Genomic DNA, 19,362 nt, shown 5'->3' on the forward strand with positions numbered 1-19,362 from the left:
GTAATAGATTCCTAGTCTCGCTAAGGCTCGCTGGAATGACGATGTTTAGCAACAGAAATCATGGCTATATAATGTGGTCATTCTGAATAGTGAGGCACGAGCGTGATTCAGAATCTACGTGCCGAGTTTGAAGACGTTAAGGCGACGAACTGAGATTAAACTGCGTGTGGGTATTAGATTCCTAGTCTCGCTATGGCTCACTGGAATGACGGTATTCAGCAACAGAAATCATGGCTAGGTAGCGTGGTCATTCTGAACAGTGAGGCACGGACGTGATTCAGAATCTACGTGCCGAGTTTGAAGACGTTAAGGCGACGAACTGAGATTAAACTGCGTGTGGGTATTAGATTCCTAGTCTCGCTATGGCTCACTGGAATGACGGTATTCAGCAACAGAAATCATGGCTAGGTAGTGTGGTCATTCTGAACAGTGAGGCACGAACGTGATTCAGAATCTACGAGCCGAGTTTGAAGGCGTTAAGGCTACGACACGAACTGAGATTAAACTGCGTGTGGGTAATAGATTCCTAGTCTCGCTAAGGCTCGCTGGAATGACGATGTTTAGCAACAGAAATCATGGCTATATAATGTGGTCATTCTGAATAGTGAGGCACGAGCGTGATTCAGTATCTACGAGCCGAGTTTGAAGTCGTTAAGGCGACGAACTGAGATTAAACTGCGTGTGGGTATTAGATTCCTAGTCTCGCTATGGCTCGCTGGAATGACGAGGTTGCGTATGGCGCTTTTTCTGTCATCGAGAAGCGAAGCGTTCCGTATCTCACAACGACCACCAAAGCCCTTGAAGATCGCAAAACGATCAACAAACGCCCTCTAGGACCTAGGACTCTAGAAACCCTAAAAACTAAAACCCCATCAATCAACAACCTTGATCCCATAGCTTTCAACCAACACCCCCAACTCCCGCTTCGCACTGTTTTCTCCATGAATCAAATGCACCGCTTTGGGTTTGGTTGGTATGCCTGTAATAAAACGCAATAAATCCGTTTGGTCAGCATGCGCTGAGTAACCGGACATGGTGTGGATTTGTGCCTTCACCTTTATATCCTTTGCGCCTATCGCAACTGAGTGACTGCCTTGCTGAATGGCACGCCCTAACGTACCTTGTGCTTGATAGCCTGCAAATAACACATCATTTTTCTTATCCGGCAGTAGCGCTTCTAAATAGTTAACGATGCGGCCACCCTCACACATGCCAGATGCCGCAACGACAATGGCGGGCTCATCCGTTGAGGCAAGGCGATTAACGAGCGCTTGGTGTTGTCGGTGGTTTTCTACCGTAATGCATTGCTTAAATGCGAGTGGGTGGCGTTGGCCGACTAACCTGTTTTTGGCTTCTTGGCCCCAGAGCTTTTTAAAGCGGCGATAGGTTTTGGTGACGCTTTTCGCCAGCGGTGAATCTAAGATAATCGGTAGAGAGGCGTGTAGATCACGTTGGTGAATCAACTGCTCGATATCAAACAGCAGTTCTTGGGTTCTGCCTACGCTGAATGCGGGGATAAGGATCACGCCGCCATCTTTAAGTGCATGATCAATGATGTGGTTTAAGCGCGTAGTACGTGTAGAAACATCGTCATGTTGTTTGTTTCCATAGGTGGACTCAATAAACAAATAGTCAGCGCGTTTTGGTGATTTAGGATCGGGTAACAGTGGCGTATTGCTAGGGCCTAGATCGCCAGAGAAGACAATCACCTCACCGTTGGGCAGTTTGAACTCCACATAAGCAGAACCAAGAATGTGCCCGGCAGGTTGGAACCTAAGGTAAGTTTGGTTGCTAAGGGGGAGCCACTGGTGATAGTCACACGGTTTTAGCTGTTTTCTAATGACGTTGAGCACCTGTTGGCGCTGATGGTAATTGAGCCCAAGTTGCAACTTTAAACCGTCTTCCAGCATGAGTGGCACCAGTTCTGCAGTGGCCTTAGTGCAATAGATGGGGCCTTTAAAGCCTGCCGCGAGCAACCAAGGTAAGCGCCCAATATGGTCAATGTGCGCATGAGTCAGGACTAGGGCTTTGATCTGTTTGGTGGGGAATTCGATATTTAGGGATGCTTTTCGTCCGCCAAACTGCAAATCCTTACCTTGGAATAGCCCGCAATCAATCAAAACGCTGCCATGAGGCAGTTTGAGCTCATGACAGGAGCCCGTCACGGTATGTTTTCCGCCGTGATGGTTCACGCTGGCAATGTTGCAGATGGTGGTTGTCATGGTTCGCCCCTAAGAAATTATGTCGCTCATATGGTACTGATTTAACACATTGACGTGGTGGTAATTTAGCCAGTGTGCGAGGGGGATTAAAGAAAGGGCTTAGGACCTAGGACCTAATGTTTTGGATTATGGATTATGCACAAACTTTGCTCTTGAATTATAAGAAAAATACTTGTCATTCTGAACAGTGAGGAACGAACGTGATTCAGAATCTACTCAAAGAGAGTGATTCTACTAAGGTGTTTATCGAAATGAATCAGTACGCTGATAATAGATTCCTAGTCTCGCTATGGCTCGCTGGAATGACGTGTTTCAGTCACGGAAATCATGTCTAAATAATATCGTCATTCTGAACAGTGAGGCACGAACGTGATTCAGAATCTACTCAAAGAGAGTGATTCTACTAAGGTGTTTATCGAAATGAATCAGTACGCTGATAATAGATTCCTAGTCTCGCTATGGCTCGCTGGAATGACGTGTTTCAGTCACGGAAATCATGTCTAAATAATATCGTCATTCTGAACAGTGAGGCACGAACGTGATTCAGAATCTACTCAAAGAGAGTGATTCTACTAAGGTGTTTATCGAAATGAATCAGTACGCTGATAATAGATTCCTAGTCTCGCTAGGGCTCGCTGGAATGACGTGTTTCAGTCACGGAAAACATGTCTATATAATATCGTCATTCTGAACAGTGAGGCACGAACGTGATTCAGAATCTACTGACCGCTTTTGAAAGAGTTAAGGTGATAATCTGAGATTAAATCGCGTGTGAGTAGTAGATTCCTAGTCTCGCTGTGGCTCGCTAGAATGACGCCGTTAGTTCAGTGAGTGTGTTTCCGTAAGCGAAGCGCTCTGTAGTCCGTATTCAAATAACTTCCTCAAAAGCCATTGAAATACCCAAACGCTCAACAAACTCTTTCTAGGACCTAGGACCTAGGACCTAGGACCTAGGACCCTAGGATCTTTACTACAAACTCTGCTATTCTCTGGAAAAAATAAATTGAAGGATTAACCTATGAAAATCGCAGTGGCGGGTACTGGCTATGTGGGGCTTTCTAACGCGATGTTGTTAGCTCAAAATCATGAAGTGGTCGCAGTTGATATCATCCCAGAAAAAGTTGAAATGCTGAACAATAAGCAATCACCCATTGTGGATGCGGAAATTGAGCACTTTCTTGCTAACAAGCCTCTGAACTTTGTTGCTACAACAGACAAAGCGCTAGCATACCATGGTGCCGACTATGTGGTGATAGCGACACCAACCGATTACGATCCAACAACCAACTACTTTAATACCTCATCAGTCAAAGCCGTAATCAAAGACGTGATGGCGATTAATCCAGATGCGGTGATGGTGATCAAATCAACCGTGCCAGTTGGTTATACCGCGCGTATCAAACAAGAGATGAACTGTGAGAATATCTTGTTCTCTCCAGAGTTCTTGCGTGAAGGCAAAGCGCTGTACGATAACCTTTACCCATCACGCGTGATTGTGGGTGAGCGCAGTGAGCGAGCAGAAATGTTCGCTGGTTTGTTGGTCGAAGGCGCAATAAAAGAAGAGATTCAAGTCCTGTTTACGGACTCGACGGAGGCAGAAGCGGTCAAACTGTTCTCTAATACTTACCTAGCGATGCGTGTGGCGTACTTTAATGAGTTGGATTCTTACGCCGAAGCGCATGGCTTGGATGCGCGCCAAATCATTGAGGGTGTTGGTTTAGACCCACGTATTGGTAATCACTATAACAACCCATCATTCGGTTATGGTGGTTACTGTTTGCCGAAAGATACCAAGCAGCTACTTGCCAACTATCAAAGTGTGCCAAACAATATTATTGGTGCGATTGTAGAAGCAAACCGCACGCGTAAAGACTTTGTTGCGGACTCAATCATCAAGCGTCAACCAAAAGTGGTGGGGGTTTACCGTTTGATCATGAAGGCGGGTTCGGACAACTTCCGCGCTTCTTCTATTCAGGGGATCATGAAGCGCATTAAAGCCAAAGGCATTGACGTGGTGGTGTATGAACCAGTACTTAAAGAGCAGGAATTCTTTAATTCTCGCGTTATTCAAGATTTAAACGAGTTTAAGCAAACAGCAGATGTGATCGTGTCTAACCGCATGGTTGAAGAGCTCACGGATGTTGCAGAGAAAGTTTATACCCGCGACTTATTTGGTAGTGATTAAATCCCCACCTATACTTCATAAAGCCAGTGAATATTCACTGGCTTTTTTATTCCAAGGAAAGGAAAGCTATGAAGTATCTCGTGACAGGTGCTGCTGGTTTTATTGGCAGTGCCACTGCAGAAAAACTCAATCAAGCCGGGCATTATGTTGTGGGTATCGACAACCTTAATGGCTATTACGATGTCAATCTCAAACAAGCTCGCCTCAATCGCATTAAGCACTCTCTATTCCGTTTTCTCTGCCTCGACATTGCGGACCGAGATGCAATGGAAGCATTGTTCGCAGAGGAGCAATTTGATCGGGTTATCCACTGTGCCGCACAGGCTGGTGTTCGTTATTCATTAGAGAATCCGCATGCTTATGCCGATTCAAATCTCGTTGGTCATCTTAATATTCTTGAGGGATGTCGTCAGAATCAGGTGCAACACTTGGTGTATGCGTCTTCCAGTTCCGTGTATGGCTTGAATGCGAAAGTGCCGTTTTCACCCTCAGACAACGTTGATCATCCTATCTCTTTATACGCTGCTACCAAGAAGTCGAATGAGTTGATGGCGCACAGCTACTCTCATCTTTATGGTATTCCGACCACGGGTTTACGCTTTTTTACTGTTTACGGTTCTTGGGGCCGCCCAGATATGGCGCCATTTATTTTTACCAAGAAGATCCTGGATGGTGACACCATCGATATCAATAACAACGGCGATATGTGGCGGGATTTCACCCATGTGGATGACATCGTTGAAGGGGTGGTGCGTATCGCGGATGTGATCCCTCAAAAAGATGAGGCTTGGACGGTTGAGACTGGTACACCAGCAAGTAGCTCTGCTCCGTACGCGGTGTATAACATTGGCCACGGTTCACCGATCAATTTGATGGACTTCGTTAAAGCGATTGAAGATGAGCTGGATATTGAAGCGAAGAAGAACTTTCGTGAAATGCAGCCAGGTGATGTATACCAAACTTATGCAGATACGGAAGATCTGTATGCTGCCACGGGCTATAAGCCTAAAGTGACGGTGAAAGAGGGCGTTGCGGAATTTGTGGCTTGGTATAAGGATTTTTATGGGAAGTAGGGAAATGAAAGGGCCGAGCTTGAGGCCGCGAAGGTGATGAGTTGAGGCTACACCGCGTGTGGGTAATAGATTCCTAGTCTCGCTAAGGCTCGCTGGAATGACGCACCCTCATATTTAAGGGGAGCTAAAATAACCGTCATTCTGAACAGTGAGGAACGAACGTGATTCAGAATCTACTCACAGAGAGATCGTTGGTTGAAGGTGCGATTTTGAACCAACGGTTTGTTGATGAAAGATTCCTAGTCTCGCTAAGGCTCGCTAGAATGACGCACCCTCATATTTAAGGGGAGCTAAAATAATCGTCATTCTGAACAGTGAGGAACGAACGTGATTCAGAATCTATTGTCCGTTGATTCTGTGGCTTGAGGTTAGGTGTGAAGGCTAGGTGCTTGCTGAAGTTAGATTCTTAGTCTCGCTAAGGCTCGCTAGAATGACGCATCCTCATATTTAAGGGGAGCTAAAATAATCGTCATTCTGAACAGTGAGGAACGAACGTGATTCAGAATCTACTCACAGAGAGATCGTTGGTTGAAGGTGCGATTTTGAACCAACGGTTTGTTGATGACAGATTTCTAGTCTCGCTAGGGCTCGCTAGAATGACGCACCCTCATATTTAAGGGGAGCTAAAATAAATCGTCATTCTGAACAGTGAGGAACGAACGTGATTCAGAATCTACTCACAGAGAGCTCGTTGGTTGAAGGTGCGATTTTGAACCAACGGTTTGTTGATGAAAGATTCCTAGTCTCGCTAAGGCTCGCTGGAATGACGAGATAGCTTGATGTGTGCTTTCCTGTATTCGGTAAGCGAAGCGTCCTGTATTCAAATAGCTTTCTCAAAACTCATTGAAATGCACAAACGTCTCACGTGCTCCACCTAGAACCTAGGACCTCTCACTTTCTTTAAAAACCAAAAAGGCCGATGTTTTCACATCGGCCTTTCGATTATTTATCGTCTATTGCGAGATAAATTAAGCTTTAGCTGCTGCCGCTGCACGAGCGATTGCTGCGAAGCCTTTTGCATCTAGTGCTGCGCCACCAACAAGTGCACCGTCGATGTCTGGTTGAGAGAAGTAAGCTTCAGCGTTTTCTGGTTTAACAGAGCCGCCGTATTGGATGATTACTTGCTCAGCTACCGCTGCGTCTTTCTCTGCGATCAGTGCGCGGATAGAAGCGTGGATGCGTTGTGCATCTTCAGCGGTTGCTGCTTTACCAGTGCCGATAGCCCAGATTGGTTCGTAAGCGATGATTGCGCCGTTTAGTGCTTCAACACCGTAAGTGTCGATCACTGCGTTGATTTGACGTGCACAAACCGCTTCTGTTTCGCCCGCTTCGTTTTGCGCTTCAGATTCGCCGATACAGAAAACAGGCGTTAGGCCGTTTTCTTTTAGGAAGTTGAATTTCTTCGCGATGAACTCGTCTGATTCGTTGTGGTATTCACGACGCTCAGAGTGGCCGATGATGATGTGAGAAGCACCGAAATCTTTCAGCATTGCAGGAGACATGTCGCCAGTGAACGCACCGCTGTTGTTTAGGTCAGTGTTTTGCGCACCTAGGATGATCTTGTTACCGCCTTCTGCGATTAGACGCTCTGCTAGGTCGATGTAAAGTGCTGGTGGCGCTACTGCTACGTCAACACCTTCTACGCCTTCAAGCTCAGCGTTAAGACCAGTTAGTAGCTCAGTTACCATTGCTTTGCTACCGTTTAGTTTCCAGTTACCCATCACTACAGGACGACGCATAGGAATATCTCCCTTATCTTTAATGTAAAAAGTCTATTAATGTAAAAAATCTACGTAAGAATATAACAGAATAATGTGAATAGATCATGATTGGCGTCATGTCTTCTACGGCTTTATATCGCTGGTTGGAGGTGCAATGGTGCTGTTAATGTCATCAATCGCAATCGATTGGTGATCGTGTAGACAGAATGATAGTTCATTTCTCGGAAATTGCCGCCTAGATTGGTATTACTATCACTTGATGTGGGTAGTATCTAGAAAGGAATCAACATGCCTAACTTAGTTTTAGAGTATTCAAGTTCTGTCGATGAGCGAGTGAATGTACAAGGTTTGCTAGAAGATTTGCATAAAGTCGCATTGGATAGCGGTTTGTTTGAGTTGGCCTCAGTCAAATCTCGTGCTTTTGAGTGCCACGACTGGTTAGTTGGTGAAGAGGGCAACAGCGCAGACTTTATTCATATTGGCTTTGATTTGCTGGCAGGGAGAACCCCGGAGCAAAAAAGAGAGTTGTCTCGGGCATTGATGTCAGTATTGCAAGCACAAGCCAGCCACGTGCGTAGTTTGACAGTGAACGTGCGCGATATGGATATTGAGAGCTTTCAAAAAGTGGTGAATTGATAAAAGGTCCTAGGGTTAAAAGATAGATCCTAGGATTCTGGGTTCTAAATCTTGGATTACGGATTACGCGCAAACGTTGTTTCCGGTTAGAAGACAAATACTGTCATTCTGAACAGTGAGGAACGAACGTGATTCAGAATCTATTGTCCGTTGATTCTGTGGCTTGAGGTGAAGTGTGAAGACTAGGTGCTTGCTGAAGTTAGATTCTTAGTCTCGCGAGGGCTCGCTAGAATGACGCACCCTGATATTGAAGGGAGAGCTAAAATAACCGTCACTCTGAACAGTGAGGGACGAGCGTGATTCAGAATCTATTGTCCGTTGATTCTGTGGCTTGAGGTGTGAAGACTAGGTGCTTGCTGAAGTTAGATTCTTAGTCTCGCAGGGGCTCGCTAGAATGACGAGATAGCTTGACGCGTGCTTTGCAGTATTCCGTAAGCGAAGCGCTCCGTATTCGGTATTCCAGCCACTTTCTCAAGAACCGATGAAATGCACAAACGTCTAGCACGTTCTTCCTAGGATCTAGGACCCTAGGCTCTATAACCTTTTCTTTGCCCTTTATTCTGCTCTTCGCTACTCTATAGTCTTTCTAGTTTTTGGATGAAAGTTGATGTTGATTAAAGAGTTACTGTTTTCTTTTCAGGGGCGGATAGGCCGTAAAACGTATTGGATGTGGAACATTGTTTACTACATTTCGATTCTCGGTTTTGGCGTGGGCATCAACAAGTTGCTTCCTGCATTTTCTTACATCATTCTGCCTGTTTTTTTGCTTGCTTTACTTATTCCAGATTTAGCGATTACGACCAAGCGTTGGCATGACCGTAACAAGTCGATCTATTGGTTAGCGTTGAATATTCCTCTGGTCATTGGCCGTATTGCAACGCCGATGACGAATCCGGCTGCTCAAGAGCCATCAATGCCACAAGTGTTTATTGCTTCTCTTTCGTTGATCTGTGGTTTATGGATCCTGGTGGAATGTGGATTTTTGAAAGGAACGGCTGGTCAGAATAAATACGGGCCAGAGCCGGAATAAGTTCTAGAACTATCGATTCGCTGAAAGTAGATTCTTAGTCTCGCTGGGGCTCGCTAGAATGACGCATCCTCATATTTAAGGGGGAGCTAAATAGCCGTCATTCTGAACAGTGAGGAACGAGCGTGATTCAGAATCTATTGTCCGTTGATTCTGTGGCTTGAGGTTAGGTGTGAAGGCGAGGTGCTTGCTGAAGTTAGATTCTTAGTCTCGCTGGGGCTCGCTAGAATGACGCACCCTGATATTGAAGGGGGAGCTAAATAGCCGTCATTCTGAACAGTGAGGGACGAGCGTGATTCAGAATCTATTGTCGGTTGATTCTGTAGCTTGAGGTTAGGAGTGAAGGCGAGGTGCTTGCTGAAGTTAGATTCTTAGTCTCGCTGGGGCTCGCTAGAATGACGCACCCTGATATTGAAGGGAGAGCTAAAATAGCCGTCATTCTGAACAGTGAGGAACGAACGTGATTCAGAATCTATTGTCGGTTGATTCTGTAACTTGAGGTTAGGAGTGAAGGCGAGGTGCTTGCTGAAGTTAGATTCATAGTCTCGCTGCGGCTCGCTAGAATGACGCCCCCTCATATGTAAGGGAGAGCTAAAATAGCCGTCATTCTGAACAGTGAGGGACGAACGTGATTCAGAATCTACTATTCGGTTGTTCAGTGGCTTGAGGTATGACGGTTAGGTGTTTGCTGAAGTGGGATTCTTAGTCTCGCTGCGGCTCGCTAGAATGACGCACCCTGATATTTAATGGGGAGCTAAAATAACCGTCATTCTGAACAGTGAGGGACGAACGTGATTCAGAATCTACTACCCGAGTGCAGCAGTTTTATAATGAAGCAATAACCTAAAAGAAGGTTTGTTATGGAAAAGAGACCTTGTGTTTATATCTTAGCGTCAAACAACAATGCGGTGATTTATGTTGGGGTAACTAGCCGGTTATCCCAAAGATTATGGCAGCACAAAAATGGCGTAGTTGCGGGTTTTACAAAAAAATACAACGTGCACAAATTAGTGTACGTTGAACCCTTCGATGATATGGAAAATGCTATCGCAAGAGAAAAACAGCTCAAACAATGGAGGCGAGCTTGGAAGCTAGATCTAATTCGAAAATCGAATCCTGACTTGGTTGATGTGTCTCATTGTTATCAGTAGAAGCCATCCTGGTTATCTGTAGATTTAAACAGCACAACATTTTCTTTTTGTATTTCTACGTTTTCCCCCTGCAACGCCTCTCTAAACTTCACGACCTGCTTTTGTAGCTCGTTCATTAACACGACATTGGTGTGATGTGGGTTCTTGCAGTTGTGAATAACGCGGTCTATGTGGCTTTGCTGTGCCCATAGGCGTGGTTGCATCTCTTCCGATGCGTTTTCAATCATCTCTTTCGCCATATTGTGACGAAACTGCTCAAAAGCTTCGGGATCTCGTTCGGCCATTTTTACCATCTCATCGAATGATGGTAGCGTTTGTGGCTTGGGTGTACGTGGCATCGCTGTTCTCCAAATCCATCTGGGTCGCTGTGTTTCGCTATTAAAAGCGTATACCACAGGAAGAAAAGGAGTGGAGAAATTGCCAAATTATCTCAACAACAAGCGCTCATGTGCCTGTTGTTGAGAGGTATGTTGAACTGTTATGCTTGAATGCGATATACGCAGCGACGTTGGCCACTAATGATGTGCTCGGTGCGTTCTACTTTGGTTTCGATACCAAGAAGAGCTTGGAACACATTGAGTTCAGATAGGCACAAACTTGGGCAGCGAGTTGCCGCTTTGCAGATGGGACAGTGGTTTTCAATCAGAATGAAGCCTTGTTCATCTTGTTCGAGTTCTGCCATATAGCCTTCTTTTTCGCGAAGAGAGACAAGCATTTTTAGTTTGCTCTCTAGCGAATCGCATGGCGTTAGGTGTTGCTGGTAGTGTTGCAGGGTTAGCTTTTCTCGTTCAGAGGTGACTTTATTCAGGCCTTCTTTTCCGAAGGTGTGCTCAACGGCTTCAATAAATTGAATAGTGAGTTCGCCATGACGATCGGTGAATTGTTCGTGACCTTTTTGTGTTAAAGACCAGTGGCGGGTTGGGCGACCGACTTTTACTTTTACATCATGAATCGACAGGATGCCGTCATCTTCTAAGCCTTGTAGGTGCTGGCGTGCGCCCATGGTTGTCATTTCTAGCTCAGAAGAGAGTTGTTTCGCAGTGACAGAGCCATCACGCTTAACGATTTGCAAAATCCTATCTACGGTTTTCATATACCCACCATCTATACATCAGTACATATTATGCGCGATAGGGTTAGTAAAGAAAAGAGTTGACTTAATTTTGAGTATGGATTTGTTGGCTCCATATTCATGTGAGCTAACGTATGTCGTCATTCTGAACAGCGAGGAACGAGCGTGATTCAGAATCTATTGTCTGTTGATTCTGTGGCTTGAGGTGAGGTGTGAAGGCTAGGTGCTTGCTGAGGTTAGATTCTTAGTCTCGCTTGAGCTCGCTAGAATGACGAATCCTCTCGGTTGAGAGCGCGTTAAAGTGACCGTCATTCTGAACCGTGAGGAACGAACGTGATTCAGAATCTACTGAAAGAGAGTGATACCACTAAGGTGATAAATCGAAATTCATCAGTACGCTGATAATAGATTCCTAGTCTCGCTAAGGCTCGCTGGAATGACACCATTGGTTATGATGTGCTTTTCAGTAAGCGAAGCGCTCCGTATTCTGTATTCCAGTCACTTTCTCAAAAGGTAATGAAATGCACAAACTCACAGAACGCTCCACCTAGGGCCGAGAAAGCCCTCTAAACTTAAAGAATAATATCGCGAACTTCTGGGTCTTTTCGGTCTAGGTAGTGTGTAGACTTAATGCGACGAATGGTACGGCAGCGACCTCTGATCAGCAGGGTTTCTGTCGTTGCAATGTTGCCTTGACGAGAAATGCCTTCTAGCAGGTCGCCTTTCGTGATACCGGTTGCGGAGAATACCACGTTATCGCTGCGCGCCATGTCTTCCATCTTAAGAATCACATTTGCTTGCACGCCCATTTCTTCACAACGCTTTAGCTCTGCTGCACCGTAAATGCGGTTCTCTTCGGTGTCACCTTTCACTTCGTGGCGAGGCAGTAGGCGGCCATGCATGTCACCGTCTAGAGCACGAATGACGGCGGCCGATACCACGCCCTCAGGTGCGCCACCAATACAGTACATCACGTCCACTTCACTGTCTGGCATACACGTTAAGATAGAAGCCGCGACATCACCATCTGGCACGGCGAATACACGCACACCCATTGCTTGCATCTCTGCAATCACTTCATCGTGACGAGGCTTCGCTAGCGTGATAACGACGAGCGTGTCTAGCGACTTGTTTAGTGCTTTGGCGATATTCTCTAGGTTTTCTTTAAGTGGTTTACCTAGGTCGATAACGCCTTTCGCACCAGGGCCAACGACCAACTTTTCCATGTACATATCTGGCGCTTTTAAGAAGCTGCCTTTCTCACCTGCCGCGAGTACAGCAAGTGCGTTCGATTGACCCATCGCCGTCATGCGTGTGCCTTCGATTGGGTCTACAGCGATATCCACTTCGTCGCCACCACAGCCCACTTGCTCGCCGATGTAGAGCATAGGTGCATCATCGATTTCGCCTTCACCAATAACGATTTCACCGCTGATGTCTGTTTTGTTCAGTAGGGTACGCATAACTTCAACTGCTGCACCGTCTGCTGCGTTTTTGTCGCCACGGCCAAGCCATTTGTAACCAGCCAGAGCGGCGCCTTCAGTAACACGGGAAAATGCCATTGCTAAATCGCGTTTCATGATGTCTCCAAGTAACAAGAGGGAAGAGAAATTTGCTCGGGGATTTTATCACAGCAATGGGGAAACGTTTGCTTTTTTGCTGAGTATTTACTTTAACTCAGTTGAATTTGATCAAGGTTTGGGTGAGTTTTCGTCGAGTGGGCGTGAAATGCACTGTACAAAAATGCTTCTAAGTTCAGAAAAGTCAGAGTTTAGTGAGATTGCGCCGATTTTTTGACCGAATGGTACAAAAGATCGAATATAGTAAGTGTTTATCGTCGCTACGCTGAGTAGAATGAATCTTATCGGTAAGGTGCCGACGAGTCGTCGTGTATCGTCCCACGGAATAACATAGGTAGGCCAAGATGTCTTTTGAAGTACTAGAACAACTAGAAGCGAAAATTCAAACTGCAGTTGACACAATCACTCTTCTTCAGATGGAAGTCGAAGAGCTGAAAGAAGATAAAGTGAAACTAGAAGCTGAAGCTAACGAAATGCGTTCTCAACGCGAAGAGCTTGAGCAGAAATCTCAGCAAGCTCAACAAGAGCACGCACAGTGGCAAGAGCGCATTCGTGCACTACTTGGCAAGATGGACGAAGTGGAATAATCCTCTCATCATCCAGAATTAAAAACACCCGCTTCGGCGGGTGTTTGCGTATTTGGGGGAAAGGTTCTAGGTAAAAAGTAGGTTCTAGGTTTTTAAGATCCTAGGTCCTAGGAACTGAACCGTGAGGAACGAACGTGATTCAGGAGCTACCATCCGATTGTGCGGTAGTGAGATGACTCTATTTGGTTGGGGAGTTTGCTGAGGTTAGATTCTTAGTCTCGCTTGAGCTCGCTAGAATGACGAACCCTCTCGGTTGAGAGCGCGCTAAAGTGACCGTCATTCTGAACCGTGAGGAACGAACGTGATTCAGGAGCTACCATCCGATTGTACGGTAGTGAAATGGATCTATTTGGTTGGGGAGCTTGCTGAGGTTAGATTCTTAGTCTCGCTTGAGAGCGCGCTAAAGTGACCGTCATTCTGAACAGTGAGGAACGAGTGTGATTCAGAATCTACTATCCGATTGTGCGGTAGTGAGATGGCTCTATTTGGTTGGGGAGTTTGCTGAGGTTAGATTCTTAGTCTCGCTTGAGCTCGCTAGAATGACGAATCCTCTCGGTTGAGAGCGCGCTAAAGTGACCGTCATTCTGAACCGTGGGAGCGAACGTGATTCAGGATCTACAATCCGATTGTGCGGTAGTGAGATGACTCTATTTGGTTGGGGAGCTTGCTGAGGTTAGATTCTTAGTCTCGCTTGAGCTCGCTAGAATGACGAATCTTCTCAGTTGAGAGCGCGCTAAAATGACCGTTATTCTGAACCGTGAGGAACGAACGTGATTCAGAATCTACAGACCGAGTTTGATATCACTAAGGTAATATACTGACACTAAATAGTACGCTAATAATAGATTCCGGATGCTCGCTTGAGCGTCCGGAATGACGCCGTTAGGTTCAGTGAATGTGTTTCCGTAAGCGAAGCGCTCCGTATTCAGTATTCCAGTCACTTTCTCAAAAGGTAATGAAATGCACAAACTCACAGAACGCTCCACCTAGGAACTAGGCCCCTAGCTAGGCCCTATCATCTAGGAACTTTAGGTTCGTTATTCTTCCTCATCCAACTCAAGATCAACGTTGAGAGGCTCTGGAGAAAGGATAATGCCGGTATTGTCTGCATAGAGGTAATCTTCAGGCAAGAAGCTCACGCCGCCAAAGTTCACCGGAACGTCAACCTCGCCAATACCTTGGCTTGTGGCACCAACAGGCATAGAAGCTAACGCTTGAATACCAAGGTTCATGTCTTCTAGCTCATCGACTTCACGAACGCAGCCATAAACCACAATGCCTTCCCATTCATTTTCTTCGGCAAGCGTAGCGATTTCTGCATCGATAAGGGCCTTGCGTAGGGAACCACCACCATCAATCAATAGTACTCGGCCAACACCATCTTGTTCTAACATTTCGCGGATCAAGGTGTTGTCTTCAAAACACTTAATTGTCGTGATTTGTCCGGCAAACGAAGCGCGACCGCCAAAATTACTGAACATCGGTTCAACCACATCTACCTGATCAAGGTAGATATCACAGAGTGCTGAAGTGTTGTATTCCATAGCGTACCTTTATAAACAGAAACCATTGTCTTTGAGTATATCTGGGCATCAAGTCAATGCAATGACAATCCTTTTTTAACTCATCAGAGTTTGAGTTACCACAACTGTTGCAAATAAAACATTCGTGACTAATGAGCACTTAACAACGACTGGCATCATCGGGGCTATTTGAGCAGGGTATTCGGTATCCCAAACGGCTTTGCCGTGTTGAGCGACGACATAGATGCCGAGCAAAAACGGTAAGCTAGCCCACATAGGTTTATCTTGAATGAGGAGGTAAGCGGTAAACGCGATCAATGCCCCACCCAGTAGTAGGAAGTGATACTGTTTGGCTCTTCGTTGACCTAAACGCACTGCCATTGTGCGTTTACCACACTCGGTATCGTTCTCAATATCTCGCATATTGTTAATGTTGAGGACGGCAACGGCGAGCAAGCCACACCCCAACGCCGGCAGGAAAAGCGCACTCTCAATATGGCCAGTATGCAGAAAATAAGTGCCAGATACACCAAGTAAACCAAAGAAGATAAATACGGAAAGATCGCCTAAGCCAACATAGCCATAAGGTTTGCTGCCCATGGTGTAGGCGATGGCTGCAATGATCGCGAGAATACCGAGGCCAATAAAAGTAAGGATACTTTCCACTGAACTCAGCGCGTAGAACACCAAAGTAAGCCCCGCTATTGCAGTCAGTATGATGTTGCAGATGATCGCTTTTTTCATTTGTGATGCACTGACAGCCCCAGACTGCATGGCACGTTGTGGGCCTAAGCGGTTGTCGTTATCTGTGCCCTTCACGGCATCGCCGTAGTCGTTAGCGAGGTTAGATAGGATCTGTAATAGCGTAGCAGTAACAAACGCCATGATGGCAATCGTCAATGAAAAATGGCCAGTAGAGTAGGCGAGTGCACTACCAGTTAGAATCGATACCAATGCCAGTGGTAATGTTTTAGGGCGAGCGGCGTCAAGCCAGATCTGCAATGATTGTTTCATGGATATTTCGTGCTAGTAACCAATGTGCCCAGTATAAGCACAAAGTCGCTGATACGCTATTGACCTGAAACAACTCAATTAAGAGTCAAAGGGCGACGGAGAGGGAACACAGTTTCCATATTTGAGGTAATAAAATAGCGCTCTTTTCAGAAAGAGAAGGGGACGGTGCACGCAGTTATTAGATCCTTAGTCTCGCTGGAGCTCGCTAGGATGACGAACTCTTTTGGTCTAGAGCTCGCTAAAGTAACCGTCATTCTGAACAACGAGGAACGAGTGTGATTCAGAATCTACCGTCCGGCGGTGCAGTGGATTAAGGTGAGTGAGCAACAATTGGAGTTTGCTGGTATTGGAACCTTAGTCTCGCTGGAGCTCGCTAGAATGGCGAACCCTCTCGGTTGAGAGCGCGTTAAAGTAACGGTCATTCTGGATTAAAAAGCCCAGAACATGACATTCTGGACTTTGAATCGCGCAGTGAGCTAATGATTAAAGAATGAAGCGGCTTAGGTCTTCATTTTCAATGGCGTCACCCAGACGCTCTTTCACGTAAGCAGCATCAATTACGAATTTCTCGCCTGCTTTTTCTGTTGCGTCGTAAGAGATTTCATCCATCAGACGCTCCATCACCGTATGAAGACGACGAGCACCGATGTTTTCGGTGGTTTCGTTTACGGTCCATGCTGCTTCCGCGATTTGAATGATGCCATCTTCAGTGAACTCAACATCAACGTTTTCTGTCTTCATCAGCGCTGCGTATTGTTCTGTCAGAGACGCTTTAGGCTCAGTTAGAATGCGCTTAAAGTCGTTGCTGGTTAATGCTTCTAGCTCAACACGGATTGGTAGACGACCTTGCAACTCAGGGATCAGATCGGAAGGTCTTGCGACTTGGAATGCGCCGGATGCGACAAATAAGATGTGGTCGGTTTTTACCATTCCGTGCTTAGTTGATACTGTGCTACCTTCAATAAGTGGCAGTAGGTCTCGCTGAACGCCTTCACGAGAAACGTCAGGTCCTGAGCTTTCACCACGCTTACAGATCTTGTCGATCTCGTCGATGAACACGATACCGTTGTTCTCTACGTTGAAAATCGCAGATTCTTTTAGCTCTTCTTGGTTCACCAGTTTAGCCGCTTCTTCTTCCGCTAGCGCTTTCATTGCGTCTTTGATTTTCAGTTTGCGCTTTTTCTTCGTATCGCCGGCTAGGTTTTGGAACATACCTTGCAGCTGGTTGGTCATCTCTTCCATACCAGGAGGCGCCATGATCTCTACCCCCATTTGTGGTGCGGCAATATCGATCTCGATCTCTTTGTCGTCTAACTGGCCTTCACGCAGTTTTTTACGGAAGATTTGACGCGTATTTGATGTGTCTTCTTTTTGCTCTGTTTGACCCCAAGCATCACGCGCTGGTGGTAATAGAGCATCAAGAATGCGCTCTTCAGCTTGCTCTTCAGCGCGGAATTTTACTTTTTCCATCGCTTGCTGGTGGGTCATCTTCACTGCAACATCGGTTAGGTCGCGAATGATGGTTTCGACTTCTTTACCTACGTAACCCACTTCCGTGAATTTCGTTGCTTCTACTTTGATGAATGGTGCGTTTGCTAGTTTCGCTAGGCGACGAGCAATCTCGGTTTTACCCACACCAGTTGGACCAATCATCAGAATGTTTTTCGGGGTCACTTCTACGCGCAAGCTTTCTTCAAGCTGCATGCGTCGCCAGCGATTACGAAGGGCAATCGCAACCGAACGTTTTGCTTTGTCTTGCCCAATGATGTGGCGGTTCAGTTCATGAACGATTTCGCGAGGAGTCATTTCAGACATATTCTTTCCTTACTTCGTTACGATTACGCGGTTGGCTGAGGAAGCTCTGCAGTTGATTCTAGCTCTTCTACAGTATGGTTGTGGTTGGTGAACACACAAATGTCACCGGCGATGTTGAGTGCTTTCTCTGCAATCTCACGAGCATCTAGATCGGTATTTTCTAGCAGGGCGGTGGCAGCTGCTTGCGCGTATGCACCACCAGAACCGATGGCAATCAGGTCATTTTCAGGCTGAACTACGTCACCGTTACCAGTAATGATGAGAGAAGCAGTTTCATCCGCGACAGCAAGAAGTGCTTCCAACTTACGAAGTGCGCGATCACTGCGCCAATCTTTAGCGAGTTCTACGGCAGCTTTGGTCAGGTGGCCTTGGTGCATTTGCAGCTTGCTTTCAAAGCGCTCGAAAAGGGTAAAGGCATCCGCTGTACCGCCAGCAAAGCCAGCTAGCACTTGGTTGTTGTATAGGCGGCGAACTTTTCGCGCATTACCTTTCATTACGGTATTGCCCAGAGATACTTGGCCATCACCCGCGATGACGACTTTATTATTTCGACGTACAGATACAATGGTAGTCACAGTCGACCTCTTAATTATGTCTCTTTGGATTTAATTAAGTATATGGGGGAGGTGAGTTTGGGATTCAAGGGGGCTAAAAGAAAGGGCTTAGGGAAAAGATAGGTCCTAGGTTTAAAAGAAAGGTCCTAGGATCCTAGGGCTTAGGACCTCATGTTTGGGATTACGGATTACGCGCAAACGTTGACTTTGAGTTACAAGGAAAATACTGGTCATTCTGAACAATGAGGAACGAGTGTGATTCAGAATCTACTATCCGATTGTGCGGTAGTGAGATGGCTCTATTTGGTTGGGGATCTTGCTGAGGTTAGATTCTTAGTCTCGTTTGGACTCGCTAGAATGACGAATCTTCTCGGTTGAGCGCGCGCTAAAGTGACCGTCATTCTGAACCGTGAGGAGCGAACGTGATTCAGAATCTACTATCCGATTGTGCGGTAATGAGATGGCTCTATTGGGTTGGGGAGCTTGCTGAGCTTAGATTCTTAGTCTCGTTTGGACTCGCTAGAATGACGAATCTTCTCGGTTGAGAGCGCGCTAAAGTGACCGTCATTCTGAACAGTGAGGAACGAGTGTGATTCAGAATCTATTATCCGATTGTGCGGTAGTGAGATGGCTCTATTGGGTTGGGGAGCTTGCTGAAGTTAGATTCTTAGTCTCGTTTGGACTCGCTAGAATGACGAATCTTCTCGGTTGAAAGCGCGCTAAAGTGACCGTCATTCTGAACCGTGAGGAACGAACGTGATTCAGAATCTACTATCCGATTGTGCGGTAGTGAGATGGCTCTATTGGGTTTGGGAGCTTGCTGAGGTTTGATTCTTAGTCTCGTTTGGACTCGCTAGAATGACGAATCTTCTCGGTTGAGAGCGCACTAAAGTGACCGTCATTCTGAACCGTGAGGAACGAGTGTGATTCAGAATCTACTATCCGATTGTGCGGTAATGAGATGGCTCTATTGGGTTGGGGAGTTTGCTGAGGTTTGATTCTTAGTCTCGTTTGGACTCGCTAGAATGACGAATCTTCTCGGTTGAGAGCGCGCTAAAGTGACCGTCATTCTGAACAGTGAGGAACGTGTGTGATTCAGAATCTACAGTCTGAGTTTGACACCACTAACGCAATATACTGTAACTAAATAGTAGGCTAATAATAGATTCCGGATGCTCGCTTGAGCTCGTTCGGAATGACGC

15 protein-coding genes are annotated in these 19,362 nt (G+C 46.1%); 6 read left to right on the forward strand and 9 right to left on the reverse strand.

The features are described from left to right. Window positions 1-872: 872 nt before the first annotated feature. Window positions 873-2,222 (reverse strand): MBL fold metallo-hydrolase RNA specificity domain-containing protein, encoded by a 1,350-nt coding sequence (locus AK966_RS08965; RefSeq protein WP_119464008.1) that lies wholly within the window; start codon window positions 2,220-2,222, stop codon window positions 873-875. A gap of 1,018 nt (window positions 2,223-3,240) precedes the next feature. Between AK966_RS08965 and AK966_RS08970 the strand changes: the two genes are divergently transcribed. Together AK966_RS08970 and AK966_RS08975 are read left to right on the forward strand one after the other, a co-directional pair. After that, window positions 3,241-4,407, forward strand: a complete 1,167-nt coding sequence (locus AK966_RS08970) for a nucleotide sugar dehydrogenase (RefSeq protein ID WP_119464009.1) — start codon at window positions 3,241-3,243, stop codon at window positions 4,405-4,407. Between the two features lie 68 nt (window positions 4,408-4,475). After that, on the forward strand, window positions 4,476-5,480 hold the full coding sequence (locus AK966_RS08975; RefSeq protein ID WP_119464010.1) for an NAD-dependent epimerase: 1,005 nt from the start codon (window positions 4,476-4,478) through the stop codon (window positions 5,478-5,480). A gap of 968 nt (window positions 5,481-6,448) precedes the next feature. Here AK966_RS08975 and tpiA read toward each other — a convergent pair. Beyond that, window positions 6,449-7,219, reverse strand: a complete 771-nt coding sequence (gene tpiA, locus AK966_RS08980; RefSeq protein ID WP_119464011.1) for a triose-phosphate isomerase — start codon at window positions 7,217-7,219, stop codon at window positions 6,449-6,451. A 270-nt stretch (window positions 7,220-7,489) separates the two neighbouring features. On the opposite strand from tpiA, the gene AK966_RS08985 reads away from it, so the two are divergent. The 3 genes from AK966_RS08985 (at window position 7,490) to AK966_RS08995 (ending at window position 10,015) form a co-directional block, all read left to right on the forward strand. Beyond that, window positions 7,490-7,837, forward strand: a complete 348-nt coding sequence (locus tag AK966_RS08985) for a 5-carboxymethyl-2-hydroxymuconate Delta-isomerase (RefSeq protein ID WP_099080001.1) — start codon at window positions 7,490-7,492, stop codon at window positions 7,835-7,837. 607 nt (window positions 7,838-8,444) lie between these two features. Further along, entirely contained in the window at window positions 8,445-8,867 is a 423-nt protein-coding gene (locus AK966_RS08990; RefSeq protein ID WP_119464012.1) for a DUF805 domain-containing protein, read from the forward strand. Between the two features lie 857 nt (window positions 8,868-9,724). After that, window positions 9,725-10,015 carry a GIY-YIG nuclease family protein gene (locus tag AK966_RS08995; RefSeq protein WP_119464013.1) on the forward strand — a complete coding sequence of 97 codons (291 nt, stop codon included), beginning with the start codon at window positions 9,725-9,727 and terminating at the stop codon, window positions 10,013-10,015. Here AK966_RS08995 and AK966_RS09000 read toward each other — a convergent pair. The 3 genes from AK966_RS09000 to glpX all read right to left on the reverse strand — a co-directional run bounded on the left by AK966_RS09000 (window position 10,009) and on the right by glpX (window position 12,667). Next, a complete protein-coding gene (locus AK966_RS09000) occupies window positions 10,009-10,353 on the reverse strand; it encodes a DUF3135 domain-containing protein (RefSeq protein WP_119464014.1) in 345 nt (114 codons plus the stop codon). The genes AK966_RS08995 and AK966_RS09000 overlap by 7 nt on opposite strands. Window positions 10,354-10,493: 140 nt before the next feature. Further along, on the reverse strand, window positions 10,494-11,108 hold the full coding sequence (locus tag AK966_RS09005; RefSeq protein WP_099079997.1) for a metalloregulator ArsR/SmtB family transcription factor: 615 nt from the start codon (window positions 11,106-11,108) through the stop codon (window positions 10,494-10,496). Between the two features lie 551 nt (window positions 11,109-11,659). Next, window positions 11,660-12,667, reverse strand: coding sequence for a class II fructose-bisphosphatase (gene glpX / locus AK966_RS09010; RefSeq protein WP_099079996.1), 1,008 nt, complete (start codon window positions 12,665-12,667; stop codon window positions 11,660-11,662). A 344-nt stretch (window positions 12,668-13,011) separates the two neighbouring features. Between glpX and zapB the strand changes: the two genes are divergently transcribed. Next, window positions 13,012-13,254 carry a cell division protein ZapB gene (zapB, locus tag AK966_RS09015; RefSeq protein WP_005435037.1) on the forward strand — a complete coding sequence of 81 codons (243 nt, stop codon included), beginning with the start codon at window positions 13,012-13,014 and terminating at the stop codon, window positions 13,252-13,254. Window positions 13,255-14,291: 1,037 nt separating this feature from the next. On the opposite strand, the gene rraA is transcribed toward zapB, so the two are convergent. The 4 genes from rraA to hslV all read right to left on the reverse strand — a co-directional run bounded on the left by rraA (window position 14,292) and on the right by hslV (window position 18,181). Further along, window positions 14,292-14,798, reverse strand: coding sequence for a ribonuclease E activity regulator RraA (gene rraA, locus AK966_RS09020; RefSeq protein WP_099079995.1), 507 nt, complete (start codon window positions 14,796-14,798; stop codon window positions 14,292-14,294). Between the two features lie 75 nt (window positions 14,799-14,873). Next, window positions 14,874-15,791, reverse strand: coding sequence for a 1,4-dihydroxy-2-naphthoate polyprenyltransferase (locus AK966_RS09025; protein ID WP_119464015.1), 918 nt, complete (start codon window positions 15,789-15,791; stop codon window positions 14,874-14,876). A 483-nt stretch (window positions 15,792-16,274) separates the two neighbouring features. Continuing rightward, a complete protein-coding gene (gene hslU / locus AK966_RS09030) occupies window positions 16,275-17,606 on the reverse strand; it encodes an HslU--HslV peptidase ATPase subunit (protein ID WP_099079993.1) in 1,332 nt (443 codons plus the stop codon). A gap of 23 nt (window positions 17,607-17,629) precedes the next feature. Beyond that, window positions 17,630-18,181, reverse strand: coding sequence for an ATP-dependent protease subunit HslV (gene hslV / locus AK966_RS09035; protein WP_099079992.1), 552 nt, complete (start codon window positions 18,179-18,181; stop codon window positions 17,630-17,632). Window positions 18,182-19,362: the final 1,181 nt, after the last annotated feature.

The sequence above is a fragment of the Vibrio sp. PID23_8 genome (genome assembly GCF_003584965.1).
Classification (GTDB): domain Bacteria; phylum Pseudomonadota; class Gammaproteobacteria; order Enterobacterales; family Vibrionaceae; genus Vibrio.